12 protein-coding genes are annotated in these 18,553 nt (G+C 66.7%); 9 read left to right on the top strand and 3 right to left on the bottom strand.

Annotation, left to right across the window (positions count from 1 at the left end; translation table 11 throughout):
• Positions 1-92 precede the first annotated feature (92 nt).
• The 4 genes from AC3RCC_RS22885 (at position 93) to AC3RCC_RS22870 (ending at position 7,413) form a co-directional block, all read left to right on the top strand.
• On the top strand, positions 93-482 hold the full coding sequence (locus tag AC3RCC_RS22885; protein ID WP_492256691.1) for a hypothetical protein: 390 nt from the start codon (positions 93-95) through the stop codon (positions 480-482).
• A gap of 181 nt (positions 483-663) precedes the next feature.
• Positions 664-2,283 carry a GMC family oxidoreductase gene (locus tag AC3RCC_RS22880; RefSeq protein ID WP_291635369.1) on the top strand — a complete coding sequence of 540 codons (1,620 nt, stop codon included), beginning with the start codon at positions 664-666 and terminating at the stop codon, positions 2,281-2,283.
• Positions 2,284-2,354: 71 nt separating this feature from the next.
• A protein-coding gene (locus tag AC3RCC_RS22875; protein WP_492256049.1) for an IS5 family transposase occupies positions 2,355-3,118 on the top strand; the annotation gives its coding sequence in 2 pieces (ribosomal slippage) (positions 2,355-2,691 and positions 2,691-3,118; 765 coding nt in all).
• Between the two features lie 674 nt (positions 3,119-3,792).
• Positions 3,793-7,413, top strand: coding sequence for an autotransporter domain-containing protein (locus tag AC3RCC_RS22870; RefSeq protein ID WP_492256690.1), 3,621 nt, complete (start codon positions 3,793-3,795; stop codon positions 7,411-7,413).
• Between the two features lie 30 nt (positions 7,414-7,443).
• Here AC3RCC_RS22870 and AC3RCC_RS22865 read toward each other — a convergent pair whose 3' ends face one another.
• Genes AC3RCC_RS22865 through AC3RCC_RS22855 form a run of 3 tightly spaced genes read right to left on the bottom strand, consistent with a single transcriptional unit; the run spans position 7,444 to position 10,795 of the window.
• Positions 7,444-8,304: a PCC domain-containing protein gene (locus AC3RCC_RS22865; RefSeq protein WP_492256689.1), complete on the bottom strand. Its 861-nt coding sequence runs from the start codon at positions 8,302-8,304 to the stop codon at positions 7,444-7,446.
• Positions 8,301-9,944: an acyl-CoA synthetase gene (locus tag AC3RCC_RS22860; protein ID WP_492256688.1), complete on the bottom strand. Its 1,644-nt coding sequence runs from the start codon at positions 9,942-9,944 to the stop codon at positions 8,301-8,303. The genes AC3RCC_RS22865 and AC3RCC_RS22860 overlap by 4 nt, the downstream gene beginning before the upstream one ends.
• Positions 9,944-10,795: an IclR family transcriptional regulator gene (locus AC3RCC_RS22855; protein WP_492256687.1), complete on the bottom strand. Its 852-nt coding sequence runs from the start codon at positions 10,793-10,795 to the stop codon at positions 9,944-9,946. The genes AC3RCC_RS22860 and AC3RCC_RS22855 overlap by 1 nt, the downstream gene beginning before the upstream one ends.
• Positions 10,796-11,002: 207 nt before the next feature.
• On the opposite strand from AC3RCC_RS22855, the gene AC3RCC_RS22850 reads away from it, so the two are divergent.
• The 5 genes from AC3RCC_RS22850 (at position 11,003) to AC3RCC_RS22830 (ending at position 18,531) form a co-directional block, all read left to right on the top strand.
• Positions 11,003-12,877 carry a TRAP transporter large permease gene (locus AC3RCC_RS22850; RefSeq protein WP_492256686.1) on the top strand — a complete coding sequence of 625 codons (1,875 nt, stop codon included), beginning with the start codon at positions 11,003-11,005 and terminating at the stop codon, positions 12,875-12,877.
• A gap of 160 nt (positions 12,878-13,037) precedes the next feature.
• Positions 13,038-14,051, top strand: coding sequence for a TRAP transporter substrate-binding protein (locus tag AC3RCC_RS22845; protein WP_492256685.1), 1,014 nt, complete (start codon positions 13,038-13,040; stop codon positions 14,049-14,051).
• A gap of 268 nt (positions 14,052-14,319) precedes the next feature.
• Positions 14,320-15,504 (top strand): acyl-CoA dehydrogenase family protein, encoded by a 1,185-nt coding sequence (locus AC3RCC_RS22840; RefSeq protein ID WP_291635336.1) that lies wholly within the window; start codon positions 14,320-14,322, stop codon positions 15,502-15,504.
• A 65-nt stretch (positions 15,505-15,569) separates the two neighbouring features.
• The gene (locus AC3RCC_RS22835) at positions 15,570-16,109 is read left to right on the top strand and encodes a TetR/AcrR family transcriptional regulator (protein WP_492256684.1); all 540 of its coding nucleotides are present in this window, start codon (positions 15,570-15,572) and stop codon (positions 16,107-16,109) included.
• Between the two features lie 100 nt (positions 16,110-16,209).
• Positions 16,210-18,531 carry a putative bifunctional diguanylate cyclase/phosphodiesterase gene (locus AC3RCC_RS22830; protein ID WP_492256683.1) on the top strand — a complete coding sequence of 774 codons (2,322 nt, stop codon included), beginning with the start codon at positions 16,210-16,212 and terminating at the stop codon, positions 18,529-18,531.
• Positions 18,532-18,553 lie beyond the last annotated feature (22 nt).

Here is an 18,553-nt window from a genome sequence, read left to right as displayed (position 1 = left end):
GCGGCGAAATGCGAGCGGCAAGGAGCGGAATCCTGCGGTCAGGTTGCTTTCACGATGCTAAGAACGACATCCGCCTCGTCGAGGAGGCAGGGGTGCTGAGTGTCAGTCAGCACGGCCGCTCCTATCTCGCTTTGCGCTGGAAGCTGACCGAGGAGGTTGTGGCCGTGGTCCACACGGCGGTCCGCTTCGGCCTGACCAGGCTCTGGCAGGAAGGGCACCCAAGGGGGCGGCACAGCTCTCATATCAGCTTTTCGCGGACCCACGAGCCCGCTTCATGGGTGTTCGCCCTCGGTCTGGAGGCTTGTCCGCCGCGCCTGCAGAGGATCACCTTCAACAAGCGCTACCTGCCGATCTTCGAGGCCAGCCGGATGGAGTGGGCCTGCCAGAAGGGTGGCAGCCATATTTTTATCCCGCCAGGCAGCCTTGCCGAGGCGCTCGCCCTGCTCCGCGAGGGCCTGAAGCGTCCGGTGGTTTCAGGCTAGGGGGCCGCGTCCTGCGCCATGCCCGTTGCCTGTCACGGCTCTGCTATCGGCGCTGCCGGGGCTGCGCGGTCCAAGACAAAGGCGCATGCGCAGCAAGGTCTTTTCGCACTGGCCACGCGTTGCCGCGGCGGCCGGCTCGCCCTATCCCTTGGAAAAGCGTGAGGATCAGGGCGGAAAGCGTATGGCGGGCGAAACCAGCATCGGCAGCTTCGACTATGTCATCATCGGCGCGGGCTCGGCCGGCTGCGTGCTGGCCAACCGGCTCTCCGCCGACCGCCGCAAGAATGTCCTGATCGTCGAAGCCGGCGGCAAGGACGACTGGGTCTGGTTTCACATCCCCGTCGGCTATCTCTACGCCATCGGCAATCCACGCGCCGACTGGCTGTTCCAGACCGAGCCGCAGCCCGGTCTCGGCGGCCGTTCGCTCGCCTATCCGCGCGGCCGCGTCGTCGGCGGCTGCTCGGCGATCAACGCGATGATCTACATGCGCGGCCAGGCGGCGGACTATGATGGCTGGCGCCAGCTCGGCCTCGAAGGCTGGGGCTGGGACGATGTCCTGCCGCTCTTCCTCAAGCACGAGGACCATGCCGCCCCCGATGGCCGCTTCCATCGTGCCGGCGGCGAATGGCGTGTCGAGCATCCGCGCGTGCGCTGGGACATTCTCGATGCCGTCCGCGACGCCTGCGAGGCCGCCGGCATCCGCCGCATCGACGATTTCAACACCGGCGACAATGAGGGCGTCTCCTATTTCCAGGTCAACCAGAAACGCGGCCGGCGCTGGAGCGCGGCGCGCGGCTTCCTCGAGCCGGCGCTGAACCGCGACAATCTCCGGGTCGAGCTCGGCGTCACCGTCGAGCGCATCGTCGTCGAGAACGGGCGTGCGACCGGCGTGGTCCTGCTACGCGCCGGCGAGCGCTATCTCGCGGAAGTCTCGGGCGAGGTCATCCTCAGCGCCGGAGCGGTCGGCTCTCCCGCCATCCTCGAGCGCTCCGGCATCGGCGATGGCGCGCGTCTGCAGGAACTCGGCATCGAGACCGTGCAGCATGCGCCGGGCGTCGGCGAGAACCTGCAGGATCATTTGCAGCTGCGGCCGATCTACAAGGTCGACGGCGTGCGCACCCTCAACACCGACTATGCCAAGCTCTGGCGCCGGCCGCTGATGGCGCTGGAATATGCGGCGCGCCGCACCGGGCCGCTGACCATGGCGCCATCCCAGATGGGCGCCTTCGCCAAGTCGGCGCCGCGCTACGCCACCGCCAATCTCGAATTCCACTTCCAGCCGCTCTCGCTCGACAAATGGGGCGACGGTCTGCACCCGTTCGGCGCCTTCACCGCCAGCGTCTGCAATTTGCGCCCGACCAGCCGCGGCAGCGTCCATCTCAAGAGCCCGGATCCCAACGCCGCGCCGGCGATCTCGCCGAATTACCTCGCGACCGAAGAAGACCGGCAGGTCGCGGTCGATGCGCTGAAGCTCGCCCGCCGGATCGTCGCGCAGGCACCGCTCGCCCGCTTCAATCCGCAGGAATACCTGCCCGGCCCCGGCCATGACTCGGAGGAGGCGCTGGCCGAGGCAGCCGCCCGCATCGGCACGACGATCTTCCATCCGGCGGGGACGGCCAAGATGGGCCGCGACGACGATCCGATGGCGGTGCTCGACCAGCGCCTGCGTGTGCGCGGCGTCGCGGGCCTGCGGGTGATCGACGCCTCGGTCATGCCGGCGATCACCTCCGGCAACACAGCCGCGCCGACCGTGATGATCGGCGAGAAGGGCGCGCAGATGATCCGGGAGGATGCGCGCTAGGCTCTGAACTCAATCGGGTTGCGGTTGGTTTGCTCGGCTGATTCAAAGTCTCTGCTGTTGTGGAGGCATGGATGGGCAAGTCGCTGACTTGGTTAAGCGATGCGGAGTGGGAGCGGATCGAGCCGTTTCTGCCGCGCGGTCGCTGTGGAGCCCGGCGTGTGGATGATCGCCGGGTAATCTCGGGGATCGTGCATATGCTGCGGATCGGGGCGCGCTGGCGCGATTGCCCGCCGGAGTATGGCCCCTACACGACCATCTACAATCGCTTTCACCGCTGGAGCCGACAGGGCGTCTGGTTTGCGGTGTTCGAGGCGTTGACCGGCCACAGCGGCGCGTGGGGTGCGGTCGCGATCGATTCCACCAGCATCAAGGTCCACCGCTCGGCGGCCGGCGCAAAAGGGGGGCCTTCGTACAAGGCATCGGCACCTCGCGCGGCGGACGTACCAGCAAGATCCACGGACTGACCGATCTCGCCGGACGGCCGCGCATCCTGTTGATTTCGCCGGGCAACACGTCCGACATGACGATGGCACCAGCTCTGATCGAAGCGGCGCGCGGTCGCTTCGACAAGCTGATCGCCGACCGCGGCTATGACACCAATGCCATCCGTGCCGCGATCCAGCAGCAGGGTGCCGAGGTTGTCATCCCCGCTACGCGCAGCCGCAAGGCCCCGATCCCTTACGACCGTAACGCCTATCGCAACCGCAACCTCGTCGAACGCCTCTGGTGCAGGCTGAAAGACTGGCGCCGCATCGCGACCCGCTACGACAAGCTCGCCACCAACTTCATGGCAGGCGTCTTCATCGCAGCTGCAATCACCTTCTGGTGTGATTGAGTCCCGAGCCTAGATCACCGCGCGTCCGTTCGGACGCGGTCACGGTGATCTATCTCATTATTATCGCATCGGAATTTTCCGATAAGTGGATTCCACTTTTCGGTCCGATGCTATAGGCCCATCCTTGGACCGGTGCGAGGCGCGATCGGAAGCGTTCTCAGTCTTGCGCCGGGCGGGCGCGGCACCGGCGCCGGCCGCTTGCCGCCGATCCAACCGTCACGGCGGGCCTCCGATCAGGCCGGAGTACCCATTCTTGCGAGCGAGGGCGCCTCGGCTACCCCATTCGCTCCACCGAAGAATAGAATGGCGGCTTAACAGCTCTTCGGGGCCGGTTCGACCGGGAATATTTTGCGGTCCTTTGCCTGCGCGCCGTTGATGCCGTGGGCAGGAAATCTCGTCGTGCTCGCCCGCAGCTGATCGGGAGCTGCATATTTCGGCCCGATTACCTCCAATGAGGGGCTTTCGTCGAAAAATCAGGTCGTTATCGTAGATCATGGTCGAATATTCGGAGATTGTTTGGCTTTGATTTCACAAGACGGACAAGCTCGTGGCACCCCTTCCTCCTCCGCCTGGGTGCTATTCGCAACACTTGGCGAGCAAGTTCCTGCATGATCGCTTTTCGGATTGCGTCGAGACGGGAGGCTGTCGAAGAAATGGGTCCGAGGAGGAGCGCCATGGCCTTGGGTTACTCGGATTCCCGGCTACGTCGCACGTCGCTGCGGTTCCTGCTGCTGACGGGGACGGCGTTGAGCCTGGGGGCGGTGACCAGTGCCCAGGCTCAGGACGCGACCTGGCTCGCCGCGCCGGGCACGAACGAATTCTCGACCGGAACCAATTGGAGCACGAATACCGTTCCGAGCGGGACGGGCTTCTTCGACACTTCGACGGTTCTGGGTATCACCAATTCCGGCAATGCCTTCCTGGGTGGTATCACTTTCAATGCCGGCGCCAGCAGCTACACCATCACGAATACGGCCACTTTCCCGAATGCGTTGACCTTCACCGGTGCCGGCATCGTCAACAATTCAGGCGTGACGCAGACCTTTATCAATCAGGGGCAGTTGGATTTCCGCGGTTCGAGCTCCGCTGGGAATGCGTTCATCACGAACACCAACAACGCCAATGTCGAGTTGGCATTCTACGATACGGCCACGGCCGGGAATGCGACGATCACGAACAACAGGGATCTCGTCTTCGTCGGTTCGAGCACGGCGGGCAATGCGACGATCACCAATAACGCCAATACCTATTTCTATTTCTCCAGCACGGCCGGCAACGCGCAGATCACCAATACCGCCACCGGCGTGATGCTGTTTCAGGACACCAGCAACGCCGGGACCGCGACCTTCACCAACGGCAACCGGCTGGAGTTCCTGGGCACGAGCTCGGCCGCCAACGCCACCATCACCAACAATCACTACCTCGCCTTCTTCACCGCCAGCACGGCGGGCAATGCGACCATTACCAATACCAATCTGGCCGAGTTCCGCGACAACAGCACGGCCGGCAACGCCGTCATCACCAACAACAACACCCTGTCCTTCCTGCACAACAGCACGGGCGGCAACGCGACGCTGCTGACCAATGCCGGAGCGACCACCAGCTTTGCGGGCAGCACCGGGCCGAATGGCGACGGCAAGCTCAGCATCGGCTCGATTGCCGGCGCCGGTTCCTATGTGCTCGGCGGCAACGAGCTGACGGTCGGCAGCAACAACGCTTCGACCGAGGTCAGCGGCGTGATCAGCGGGGTCGGCGGCTCCCTGGTCAAGACCGGCGCGGGAACGCTGACGCTCTCGGGCAGCAATACCTATTCGGGCGGCACCACGATCGCGGGCGGGACGGTGAGCGTCTCGGCCGAGGCCAATCTCGGCGATGTCTCGGGCGCGCTGACCCTGAATGGCGGCGTGCTCCAGGTGACCGGCACGATGCTCACGCAGCTGGCGCGCAGCCTAAATTTCGGGGCGAATGGCGGCGGTTTCGATATCGCCGCAACCGGCAACACCTTCACGGTGGCGCAGTCCCTCACGGGCCCGGGCTCGCTGTCGAAGTTGGGAGCCGGCACGCTGCTGGTCACTGGGGCGAACAGCTATACCGGCGCGACGACGGTTGCCGGAGGGACCCTGCGGGCCGGCAGCGCCGGCGCCTTCTCCTCGGCCTCGACCTTCACGGTGCAGAGCGGGGCGACGCTCGACCTCGCCGGATTGAACCAGACCATCGGCTCGCTCGCGGGCGCGGGCACGATCACGCTGGGCGCCGGAACCTTGACGACCGGGGCCAATGGCGGCTCGACCACCTTTTCCGGGACGATCGGCGGAACCGGAGGCCTGACCAAGACCGGAGGGGGGACCTTCACGCTCGCCGGGGTGAGCAGCTATTCCGGCGCGACGACGGTTGCCGAAGGCATGCTGCGGGCGGGCAACGCCGGCGCCTTCTCCTCGACTTCCGCCTTCACAATTGCTGGCGGCGCAATGCTCGGTCTCGGCGGGTTCAACCAGACCATCGGCTCGCTCGCCGGCGCAGGCGCGATCGATCTCGGCACGGGAACCTTGACGACCGGGGCGAACGGCGCCTCGACCAGCTTCTCCGGCTCGATCGGCGGGACCGGCAGTCTCGTCAAGAACGGCGCGGGTACCTTCACGCTGACCGGGGTCAACAGCTATACCGGCGCGACCACGGTCAATGCCGGCAAGCTTGTGGTCAACGGCGCGCTCGCGAGCACGGTGACGGTCAATGGCGGATCGCTCGGCGGTTCGGGCACCGTCGGCGGCATCGTCGCCAGCGCGGGTTCCACCATCGCGCCGGGCAACTCGATCGGCACGCTGACCGTCAACGGCAACATCTCCTTTGCCGCCGGCTCGATCTATCAGGTCGAGGTCAACGCGGCCGGTCAGGGCGACAGGATCGACGTGCTCGGCATGGCGACGCTCTCCGGCGGCACGGTCCAGGTCCTGGCCGAGAACGGTAACTACGCGGCGGCGACGCGCTATACGATCCTGACTGCCGGCGGCGGCGTCACCGGCCAGTTCTCCGGCGTCACCTCGAACCTCGCCTTCCTGACGCCGACGCTGAGCTATGGCGCGCAGAACGTCACCCTGACGCTGGTCCGCAACGAGCAGAGCTTCGGGCCGGAAGGCTCGGGCCGGCCCTATATCGCGGCGACGCGCAACCAGGGCTTCATTGCGAATGCGGCAGAGCGTCTGGGCGTCGGCAATCCGATCTATGACAACCTGATCTCGGCGACGGCGGCCGAGGCACGGGCCGGCTTCGACCTGCTTTCGGGCGAGGCTCATGCCCAGGGCGTCTCGGTCGCGATCGGCGAGAGCCGGCTGGTGCGCGAGGCGGTGCTGGGGCGCCTGCGCGGCTCGCTGCTGACGCTGCCCGGCGAGTCGGTCGCGGCCGGGTTCTCCGCCGATCTGCCCACGGCCAAGGCCCCGGTGCTGATGCCGGCGCCGCGCTTCGACGACCGCTTCACCATCTGGGGCGAGGCGGTGGGCGCGCATGCCAATACGGATGCGGACGGCAATGCGGCGAGCCTGTCGCGCCGGACCGGCGGTGCCATTCTCGGCGCCGACATGAAGCTCTATGACAGCGGCGCGAGCTCGCTGCGGGTCGGCGTCGCCGGCGGCTACACCCGCTCGGATTTCGATGTCGACGCCAGGCTCTCCTCCGGCCGGCTCGAAAGCGGCCATGCCCTGATCTATGCCGGTGCGCGCTTCGGCGGCTGGCGGCTCGATGGCGGCCTCGGCTATTCCTTCGGCGAGACCAGCCTGACCCGTCAGGTCCGGATTCGCGGCTTCGGCGACACGCTGCGCTCGGAACGCGACACGGATCTGCTCCAGGCCTTCGCCGAGCTCGGCTATGCCTTCCGCTTCGAGCGTTTCGCCATCGAGCCCTTCGCACAATTGGCACTGCTGCGGGTCTCGAGCAGTTCGTCCTTTGAGCGGGGCGGGCCAGCGGCGCTGCAGGTGCTCTCGGGCGAGCAGAATCTCGGCTTCACCACGCTTGGCCTGCGGGCCGAGGCGCAGCTCGGCGCGATGCCGCTCTTCGCCCGCGGCCTGCTCGGCTGGCGCTATGGCTTCGGCGAGCTCACGCCGCAGGCGACGACCGGCTTCGTCGCCGGCACCACGCCGGCCCGGGTGTTCGCGACCCAGATCGACCGCAATGCGCTGGTCGCCGAAGCCGGGCTCGACTGGCGCGTCAGCAAGGTGACGACTGTCGGCCTCGCCTATTCCGCGGCGATCGGCGAGCGTACCCGCGACCATGCGCTCAAGGGTCGTTTCGAGGTCAGGTTCTGAAAGGGCAGGGGGCGCGAACCGCGCCCCCTCTCATTCGGCTTCGAGCACCAGCTCCAGCGTCATCAGCACCGGGTTGTCGCCGCGCCTGAGCGATCCTTGCGCCATGCCGCCGGTATAGTCGACGAGCGCGATGGCGATCCCGGCTTCCGGCCTGCCATCGCGGCCCGGCGCGACGCTGCCGGCGGTGATCGCGATCTCGGTGGCGAAGGGCTCGGTCGCGCCGCCGTCGATGAAGCGCGCGCCGATTGTCGAGCCGACGCCGCCATGGATTCTGGCGCGGGCGATGCCGCGATCGGAGCAGAAGCCTTCCAGCGCCGCGAAGACATCCTGGTTCGGACACAGGCGCAAGACGAAGAAGCGGTCCTGCGGGGAGGGGACGAAGCCCGGCTGCGGCGCCGGCATGAACAGCTTGAAATTGGTCTCGGGGTCAGGCCGGGCGACGAAGCCCGCACCGTCGATCCCGACCGCCTCGACCGTGACCGGCTCGGCGAGAAAGCTCTGGTCGGGCAGGATGTGCCCGCCATTGCGGCGCCCGCCGGCCTCGCGCCAGAGCGCATGGCCGTGGAAGAAGGGCGCGCCGTCGCGCGTGCCGAAGGTCAGCGCTCCCGTCTCGATCCGCGCCACGCCTTCCGGCCGGAAGGTCTCGCTATAGAAGGCGGCGTGCTCGGATGTCTGCGACAGGGCCGGCATCACATAGGCGAAGGGTGAGAGTGCCAGCCCGGCCGGCAGACGCAGTACGCCGCTGTCGAAACCCTGCGCCGCGAAGGCCTCGCTGATCGCATCGAGCAGCAGCTGGCCGGGCTTTAGCTCAAGGGTCAGTCGCTGCCCGCGCGCCTGCGCCCATTGCACGCGCTCAGGATTGGCCGGTCCCGGCTGGCGGATCGTCCTCATGTGCCGGAGCCCGGCGCGCGCACGAAATCGAGCAGGCCGCGCTTCTCCAGCTCGTCGCGGACGAGGCGTTTCGGCACCTTGCCATAGCCGGATTTCGGCAGTTCCTCGAAGAAGAAGAAGCGCTTCGGCATCTTGTAGCGCGGGATCTTCTCGCCGAGATATTCGGCGAGCTCCGCCTCGCTCGGGCCCTTGCCGCGGGCGACGCAGACGGCGATGCCAATCTCGCCCCAGACCGCATCGGGCACGCCGAGCACGGCGGCTTCCGCGATCGTGGGGTGGGTCAGGATCTTCTCCTCGATCTCGCGCGGATAGATGTTCGAGCCGCCGGAGATATACATGTCCGAGGCCCGGCCAGTGATATAGACGAAGCCCTCTTCGTCCATATGGCCGAGATCGCCGGTGCGGAACCAGCCGTCGCGGAACGACTTCGCATTGGCCTCGGGGTTCTCGTAATAGCCGGCGAAGACCGCCGGGCCGATCACGCAGATCTCGCCGGTCTCGAAAGGCGAAAGCTCCTTGCCCTCGTCGTTCTGGATCTGGACCTGGATGCCGGTGCGCTCGACGCCGCAGCTGCCGATCCGGGCCTGCGGCCCGTCCTCGGCCTCGTGCAGATAGGGCGGCAGCACGGTGATGTTGCCGGTGACCTCGCCGAGCCCGAAATACTGCACCAGTACCTTGCCGAGCTTCTTCAGCGCCGTCTTCTGGTCCTCGCGATACATCGGCGCGCCGGCATAGATGACATGGCGCAGCGAGGAGTGATCATGCTGGTCGACGGCCGGATGCTCGACCAGCATCTTCAGGATCGTCGGCACGGTGAAGATGTTGGTCACCCGGTGCGTCGCGATCAGCCGGAAGGCCTCGTCGATATCGAAGCGCTCGGTCGGCAGCAGGATGCTCGGCGCGCCGCGTGCCGAGAGCACGAGCTGATGCACGCCGGCGCCATGCGAGAGCGGCGCGACGACGAGCGAGGCGTCCACCTCGGTCGAGCCCGGCACGAGGTCGGCGAGATGGTTGGTGATCACGAAGCCCATCTGGCCATGGGTCAGCACCGCCGCCTTGGAGCGCCCGGTGGTGCCGGAGGTGAAGAAGAACCAGCAGGGATCGTCGCGCTCGACCATGGCGTCGGCGACGTGGGCGCCCTCATGCGCCGCGATCGCCTCGCCGACCGTCGTCTCGCCGAACTCGCCGGTGCCGATCCGCCAGGTGAACTGCAGCGCCTTGCTTTCCTTGGCGACGGCTGCGGCATGCTCCGGGAAATCGCCATGACAGAGGAAACCCTTGGCACCGGAGGAGGTCGCGAGATAGGCGACCTCGTCGGGCATCAGCCGGAAATTGGTCGGCACCCAGACCGCGCCGAGCCGGAAGGCCGCGAACATCGAGAAGAACATCTCCTCGCAGTTTTTCGAATGCACCAGGATGCGGTCGCCCTTGCCGATGCCGCGGGCGGACAGCGCCGCGCAGAGCGCATGCACGGCGGCGTCGATCCGGCCCCAGCTCCATTGCCGCTCACCCCAGATCAGGCCCGGCCTGTCGGCGAAGCGCTTGCCATTGCGCGTCAGGAAATGCGCGAGGTTCATCACCCGCGTCGAGACGGGCTTCAGCCCGCCGAGCGGGCCAGATGCCTCTCCGGAAGTCGTCATCAATTCGTCTCCGCTGGCTGTTTCGGGGCGCGTGCCGGCGCCTCTGGCGGCACGTGCAGGAGTTGGTTCCGGCCCAGCATCGCGGCGAGGCGTTGCTCGACCTGCTTGGCCTCGTGCCGCAACTGCACGGCGAGCTCTTCCTGTCGCTGCGGCCGCATGCGCGCGTCGATCGCCGCGATGCTGAGCGCGCCGGCGACGCGCCGGTCCGGGAAGCGCACGGCGACGCCGATGCCCCAGGAGCTGGCAACGATGCGGCCGGGATTGAGCGAGAAGCCCTGCGCGCGGGCCTGCGCGACGTCGGTGCGGAGGCTCGCCGGGGTATAGCTCGGATAGCTCTCCGCCAGGATGGAGCGATTGGCCTCGATCATCGCCTCGACCTCGTCGTCGCCAAGGGCCGCGAGCATGGCGAGCGAGCCGGCGCCAATGCCGAGCGGGTGCTGGTCGCCGGCCTGCAGCGCATGGGTGCGCACCGGCCAGGTGCCTTCCTCGCGGTGCAGGCAGACCGCGAAGCGGTCGCGCCTGACCGAGAAGAAGCTGGTGTCCTGGGTCATGTCGGAGAGCCGGCGCAGGCTCGCCAGGGCGAGATCGAGCAGGCCGTGCCGGCTGCCGGAGAGCAGGCCGAGCACGAAGGCTTCCTCGCCTAGATGATAGCGCCTGGTCGCATCCGCCTGCTCGACCAGCCCGGCGCGCATCAGCGCCAGCAGCAGGCGCCGGACCGTCGGCTTGCTCAGTCCGGTCTCGATGACGATCTCGCTCAATGGCAGGCCGGCTGCGCTCTCGCGACCGACGAGCGAGAGCAGGCGCAAGGCGCGGTCGACGCTTTGCGATCCCTGCAAATCTGGCGTCGGCATGGCTCCTGCTCGCATTTCCTCGCACTCACGGGTCCATTATACGGACCTTCGATTTACTCCTAAATCTGTAGTTCGACATGGTTACGATTGCAACGACCCTCGATCTGTGTATGGTCCAGCCTGAAGCAGTGGTCCAAAAAGGCCACGATATGGACCTGAAGCCGGCGCTAGATTCGGCAGATCGGGCGGAATGGGGAGGGCGGCCTGATGGCCGATGCCAGCACGAGAGACGGCACCGACGCCGTCCTGGACAGTCTCGATCATGAGCCGGCGCGCACCGGCTCGCCGCTGGTGCGGCCGCTCGAGATGGTCGCTGCGGCTCTGCTGGTCATCATCATCACCCTGCTGCTCGGCGGCGTCACCTCGCGCTATGTGCTGTCGATCCCGGTCGTCTGGATCGATGAGGCCGCCTCGATCTCCTTCCTCTGGCTCGCCATGCTCGGCGCCGCCATCGCCATCGACCGCAACGAGCACCTGCGCCTGACGCTGTTCGTCGGCATGCTGCCCGAGAAATGGCGCGGCCCGGTCCACGCCTTCGGCCTGCTCGTGGTCGCGACCTTCCTGCTGGTGATGAGCTGGCCGGCGATCGACTATGTCATCGAGGAATCCTACGTCACCACCGCCGCGCTCAATATTTCCGCGAGCTGGCGTGTCTCGGCGATCGCCTTCGGCATCATCGCCATGCTGGCGCTGGTGCTGAGCTATGCCGTGCGGGTCTGTAGCTTCCGTGACCTCGTCATGGCGGGGCTGCTGATCGCCGCAGTCGCCGTCATCTGCTATCTGATGACGCCGGTCTTCAAGACGCTCGGCTATCTCAACATCCTGATCTTCCTGATCGGCGTCGTCGGTTTCTGCCTGGTCGCCGGCATCCCGATCGCCTTCTGCTTCGGCATGGGCGCGCTCTGCTTCCTGGCCTTCAGCACCTCTGTGCCGATCTTCGTGATGATCGGCCGGATGGACGAGGGCATGTCGAGCCTGATCCTGCTCTCGGTGCCGATCTTCGTGCTGCTCGGCTGCGTGCTCGACGCCACCGGCATGGGCAAGGCGATCGTCGATTTCCTCGCCTCGCTGCTCGGTCATATCCGCGCGGGCATGTCCTATGTGCTGCTCGGCTCGCTCTTCCTGGTCTCGGGCATTTCCGGCTCGAAGGTCTCGGACATGGCGACGGTCGCCCCGGCGCTGTTCCCGGAGATGAAGCGCCGCGGCTACCAGCCCAAGGAGCTGATCGCGCTGCTCTCGACCGGCGCCGCCATGGCCGAGACGGTGCCGCCCTCGATCGTGCTGATCGTGCTCGGCTCGGTCGCCGGCGTCTCGATCGCCGGGCTCTTCACCAACGGCCTCGTGGTCGCTACCGTGCTCCTGCTGGTGCTCGCCATCCTGGCGCGCTGGAAGGCACGCGGCGAGGTGCTGCAAGGCGTGCGCCGGGCGCCGCTCGCAGTGATCGGCAAGACGGCGCTGATCGCGACACCCGCTCTGGTCCTGCCCTTCCTGATCCGCGGTGCGGTCGGCGGCGGCGTCGCCACCGCGACCGAGGTCTCGACGATCGCCGTTCTCTATGCGCTGATCGTCGGCGTCGTGCTCTATGGCGGCATCGGCTGGCGTAAATTCTACGGCATGCTGGTCGAGACCGCAGCGCTCTCCGGCGCGATCCTGATGATCCTCGGCACCGCATCGGCCATGGCCTGGGCCCTGACCCAGACCGGCTTCGCCCGCGATCTCGCGACGCTGATGACCGGACTGCCCGGCGGCTGGGTCACCTTCATGGCCGTCACCATCGTCGTCTTCATGATCCTCGGCTGCGTGCTCGAGGGCTTGCCGGCGATCGTGCTGATGGCGCCGCTGATGTTCCCGATCGCCAAGAATCTCGGCATCAACGACGTGCATTATTCGATGGTGGTGGTCACAGCGATGAATATCGGCCTGATGACCCCGCCGATCGGCATCGGCTTCTACATCGCCTGCAAGATCGGCAATGTGCAGCCGGACGAGGCGATGGGCGCGATCTGGCCCTATCTGCTGGCGCTGGTCGCCGGTCTGCTGATCATCGCCTATGTGCCGTCCTTCTCGACGATGTTCCTGTGAACCTGATGCTGCACGCTTCGTCATGTCGTCATTGCGAGGAGGCTCTGCCGACCAAGCAATCAGGAGGGATTGCGCGAGACCTCATGGATTGCTTGGCTTGTGCTCGCAATGATGACGAAACCTGACCGCCTATAACGACAAAAGCTTGGAGGAAACGCCAATGTCGATCTCACGCCGTACCATCCTGCAGGGCGCCACTGCCGCTGCGACGATCGGAACCTTCTCGATCGCCCGGGCGCAGACGCCCGAATTCACCTATAAATACGCCAACAACCTGCCGCTCGCGCATCCGATGAACGTGCGCGCCAACGAGGCGATGGAGAAGATCAAGGCCGAGACCAATGGCCGCGTCGTCATCCAGATCTTCCCGAACAACCAGCTCGGTTCCGACACCGACATGCTGAACCAGGTTCGCGCCGGCGGCGTCGAGTTCTTCACGCTGTCGCCGCTGATCCTCTCGACCCTGGTGCCGAACGCCTCGGTCAGCGGCATCGGCTTCGCCTTCCCGAACTATGACGCAGTCTGGAAGGCGATGGACGGCGAACTCGGCGCCTATGTCCGCGGCCAGATCGCCAAGGCGAACCTGCATGTCATGGACAAGATCTGGGATAATGGCTTCCGCCAGATGACGTCCTCGAGGGGGCCGATCAATTCGCCGGCCGACCTCAAGGGCTTCAAGATCCGCGTGCCGGTCTCGCCGCTCTGGACCTCGATGTTCAAGGCCTTCGACTCCGCCCCGGCCAGCATCAACTTCGCCGAGGTCTACACCGCGCTGCAAACCAAGATCGTCGACGGTCAGGAGAACCCGCTCGCGATCATCGCGACCGCCAAGCTGTTCGAGGTCCAGAAATATCTCTCGCAGACCAACCATATGTGGGACGGCTTCTGGTTCCTGGCCAACCGCCGCGCCTGGGAGCGCCTGCCGCAGGATCTGCGCACGATCGTCGCCAAGCATATCGATGCCGCCGCCATGAACGAGCGCGCCGACGTCGCCAAGCTCAATGCCGGGCTGCAGGCCGAACTGACCTCGAAGGGCATGGTCATCAACGAAACCAAGCCCGACGAATTCCGTGCGGCGCTCCAGAAGGCCGGCTTCTACGCCGAGTGGAAGGGCAAATACGGCGACGAGGCCTGGGCGATCCTCGAAAAGGCGGTCGGCGGCAAGCTCGCCTGAGTCTTCTTCTCCGCGGTCGTCCCGGACAAGCTGCGTAGCAGCGCCAATCCGGGGCCCATGCCTGAACCGTTCCGGCATGGATCCTGGATCTCCCTTCGGTCACTCGGGATGACAAGGTTCTGAGTTTAAGGGCGTGGCGCTCCGGCGCCGCGCCCTTTTTTGCTTGCAATGGCCCGAAGTCGTTCTTGCCGTCCGTCTTCGATTTGCCTACCGTCCGGTAGGTAGTCGAGCAGGAAGCGCTGCGAAGGCGGCGCCGGGGAGGATCGCGATGACGGCAGCGGAGAGCTTCGGGGCTGATGGCGCGGCGCAGCGCCGCTCGCCCTATTTCAGCGAGGAGCACGAGGCGTTGCGCGACCAAGTCCGCCGCTTCGTCGAAACCGAGGTCAAGCCGCACGGACACGCCTGGGAAGAGGCCGGCATGGTGCCGCGCGCCGTGCTCGAACGCATGGGTGCGCTCGGCTTCTTCGGCATTCGCTACCCGGCCGAATATGGCGGGGCGGAGATGGACACGCTCGCGACCGTGATCCTCGCCGAGGAGCTCGGACGCTCGACCTTTTCCGGCTTCGCGATCACGGCGCTGGTCCATACCGATATGGCCTCGGTCCATCTCTTCAATGCCGGCAGCAAGGCGCAGCGCGACAAATGGATGCCGGATGTGATCGCCGGCAAGGCGATCTGCGCGGTCGCCGTCACCGAGCCGGATGCCGGCTCCGACGTGAAGGGCATTCGCACCACGGCGCGGCGCGATGGCGACCACTACGTGCTGAACGGTGCCAAGATGTTCATCACCAATGGCGTCCATGGCGATCTCTATTGCGTCGCGGCCAAGACCGACGCCGCGGCGAAGCCCTCGCAATCGGTCTCGATGTTCCTCGTCGAGAAGGGCATGCCGGGCTTCCGCGTCGGCCGCGCGCTCGACAAGCATGGCTGGCGCTGTTCCGACACCGCCGAACTGATCTTCGAGGAGTGCCGCGTTCCGGCCGAGAACCTGCTGGGCGGCGAGGGGCGCGGCTTCTACGCGATCATGAGCAATTTCCAGAATGAGCGCACGGTGATCGGCGCCATGGCGATGGGGGAGGCGCAGGCCGCGATCGAATTGACGCTCGACCATGTCCGCACGCGAAAAGCCTTCGGCGCGCCGCTCTGGGAGAAGCAGGCGATCCGCCAGAAGCTCGCCATGCTGGCCGCCAAGGTCGAGGCCGGGCGCCAGCTCGTCTACCACGCCGCCTGGCTTGACGCGCAGGGCTTCGACGCGACGCGCGAGGTCTCGATGGTCAAGGCCTATTGCGGCGAGCTGGTCAACGAAGTCATGTATGCCTGCGTCCAGTTCCATGGCGGCATGGGCTTCATGCGCGAGAGCGCGATCGAGCGCATGGCGCGCGATGCCCGCGTCCAGGCGATCGGCGGCGGTGCCACCGAGGTGATGCTGGAAGAGGTGGCCAAGCGGTTGTGACGGCGCCAGCGATCCGAACGGGGCGGGCAGGGCCAGAGGGCGGCTCGCGCCGGCTTATCCTCGACATGGCGGCGCGCCTGCTGCGTTCCGGCGGGTATCACCAGACGAGCTTGCGCGAGATCGCCGAGGCCGTCGGTATCCGCAAGGCGAGCCTCTATCACCACTTCGCGTCGAAGGAGGAGCTCGTCGAGGCGGTGGTCAATGACGGCGTCCGCTTCGTCCATGAGGCGGTGGCCGCGGCGCTGGCAGCAGCGGCGTCGGCGGGGCCGCACCAGCGGCTCGAGGCGGCGATCGCGGCCCATCTCGCTGCGCTGCATGGCCATGGCGACTATACCAGCGCAGCGATCAAGGTCTTCACCTTCGGCAGTGGTCCGGTGCCGGAGAGCGTGCGCCTGTCGCGCCGGCTCTATGAGGATGTCTGGCGCGGCCTCCTCGCCGAATTGCGGGAGGCCGGAGCGATCGCGCCCGGCCGTTCGCCCGATGCGCTGCGCCTCTTCCTGCTCGGCGCCTTGAACGGCTCGATCGACTGGTACCGGCCCGAGCGTTTCGATATCGGTGCGCTCTCTCTCGAATTCGCGGCATTGGTCGCGCCCAATGGCGTCTAGGCCACGGAATAACGTCGGTTGTTCGCCATTTCCGACGATTTTCGTTGAAGGCGTCGCCTCGCCTTAACCTTGCCTTGAGATTCGCCGACGACGATGCCGCATGGCGCGCGACAACCTGTTTCGATTCGGTGGCGAGTTTCTCGATTCCGCCCGCGAGGCGGTGTTTCGGCAGGCCCGCCTTGCGGAAACGCTGCGGCAATGTCGTCTGATCTTCCTGGTTTCGGCGGTCCTCAACACGCTGTTCCTGGTCAGCGACTGGCGCTTCCACGGCACCTCGCATTTCTTCGTCGCGGTTCCGGCACGGCTCGTCGTGGTCGCTGCTTCGCTGCTTTGCTATGGGCTGGTGCGCAAGGCGACGCGCTTCGAGGAGGCGCAGAGAATCCTGATCGGCTGGGAGGTCGCGACCGCGCTGGCCGTGGCGCTGCTGGTCTCCTCGCGCAGCGATCTGGCGCTCTTCGTCGTGATGATGCTGCCCTCGATCTTCTATCTGGTCGCGCCGACCGCCTTTCGCTGGACGATGACGCTGGGGGTCGGCTGCAGTGCCCTGATGCTTGCCGGCTATCTTGGCCGGGGCCCGTTCCCGACGACCTTGCCGGGGCTGGTCCTTGTCCTGGTCATGCTGAATTTCGCGCTCGGGCTGGTGGTGATCCATGGCAACCGCCTGCGCCGGCTCGAATGGACGGCGACCCAGGCCGAGCGCGAGGCCAAGGATGCGCTCAGCGTCAGCCAGGCGATGATCGAGCGTCTGTTCATGGCGGTGCCGATCCCGCTGGTGGTCGCCTCCCGCGAGGACGGACGCTTCCTGCGCAGCAATGATGCGGCGAAGCGCTATTTCGGCCGCGAGCAGCTTGCCACGGCACGGGTCTCGGACATCCTGTTCGTGGAGCGTGACCGGCGCGAGATCCTGGACAGGCTGGAGCAGCAGGACCAGATCTCAGGCTACGAGGCGCAGATGCGGGACGGCGCGGGGGCCCGGCGCGATGTCCTGATTACCGCGACCGGCGTGCCGATCGATGGTGGGCTCGCCGTGGTCGCGGGCATCGTCGACATCACCGATCGCAAGGCGGCGGAGGCCCGCGCCAGGTGGCAGGCGACGCATGACGACCTGACAGGCCTGCCGAACCGCCTGCTCTTCCAGGAGCGTCTGCAGCAGGCGCTCGACATCATGGCCGAGACAGGCGGCACGGTCAGCCTGTTCCTGATCGATCTCGACGACTTCAAATCGGTCAACGATACGCTCGGCCATGATGCCGGCGACGAATTGCTCTTCCAGGCGGCGGCACGGCTCGCCGGCGCGCTCGGCCCGGCCGACATGGTCGCCCGCCTCGGTGGCGACGAATTCGTCGTGCTCTCGCAGCAGACGCTCGATGTCGCCGGCGCGCGCCTCAAGGCCGAGGCCCTGCTCGAGGCGCTGCGCGAGCCCTGCGAACATGCCGGACAGATGATCAGCCCCCGTGCCAGCCTGGGCATAGCGCTCGCGCCGGTGCATGACCGCGATGGCGGCGAGCTGATGAAGGATGCCGATCTCGCCCTCTATCGCGCCAAGGCCAATGGCCGCAATATCGCGGTCGTCTACGAGCCCGCGATGCGGGCTGCGATGACCCGGCGGGTCGCGATCTGCTGCGATCTGGCGCAGGCCCTCCGGGAGGACCGTATCCTGCCCTTCTACCAGCCGCAGGTCGGGCTCGCGGACGGCAAGGTCGCGGGCTTCGAGGCGCTGGCGCGCTGGCGCCACCCGCAGCGCGGCATCATCCCGGCGGCCGCCTTCCAGGAAGGCTTCCAGGATGTCGAGATCGCCGCCGGGATCGGCGATGCGATCGTCGCCGCGGTCCTGCGCGACCTGCGCGATTGGCTCGATGCCGGACTCGAGCCTGGCATCGTCTCGGTGAACCTCTCTGCCGGTATCTTCCGTGATCCGGGGCTACCGGAACGCCTGCTCGGCAAGCTCGCGGCCGCAGGCGTGCCTACACGCTGCTTCGGCATCGAGGTCACGGAAAGCGTCTTGCTGGCCCGCAGCGCCGGCGAGGCCGAGCGCACCTTGCGGGCGCTGCGCGCCGCGGGGCTGCATGTCTCGCTCGACGATTTCGGCACCGGCTACGCCTCGCTCACCCATCTCAAGCGCTTTCCCGTCGATACGATCAAGCTCGACCGCAGCTTCGTCGGCCAGGTCGAGGAGGAGGGCGACGATGCCGCGATCGTCCGCGCGATGATCGCCCTTGCCGCTGATCTCGGACTCGGCATCGTCGCCGAAGGCGTCGAAACGGCAGGGCAGGAGGCCTTTCTGCGCCGCCATGGCTGCGCGCAGGCGCAGGGCTACCGCTATGCCCGGCCGGTCGCGGCGGCCCGGGTCCCCGCGCTCCTGCAGCAATCGACCCTGCTTCCGAAGCTCTCCGCCATGCGTGACGACAGCGCCGCAGCCTGAGTCAGCGCGCTGGCGGCGTCGT

The organism is Allobosea sp. GW823-FHT01F03, assembly GCF_058798075.1.
The sequence above is the reverse complement of the archived record's forward strand: the minus strand, read 5'-3'. Positions and strand labels throughout refer to the sequence as shown.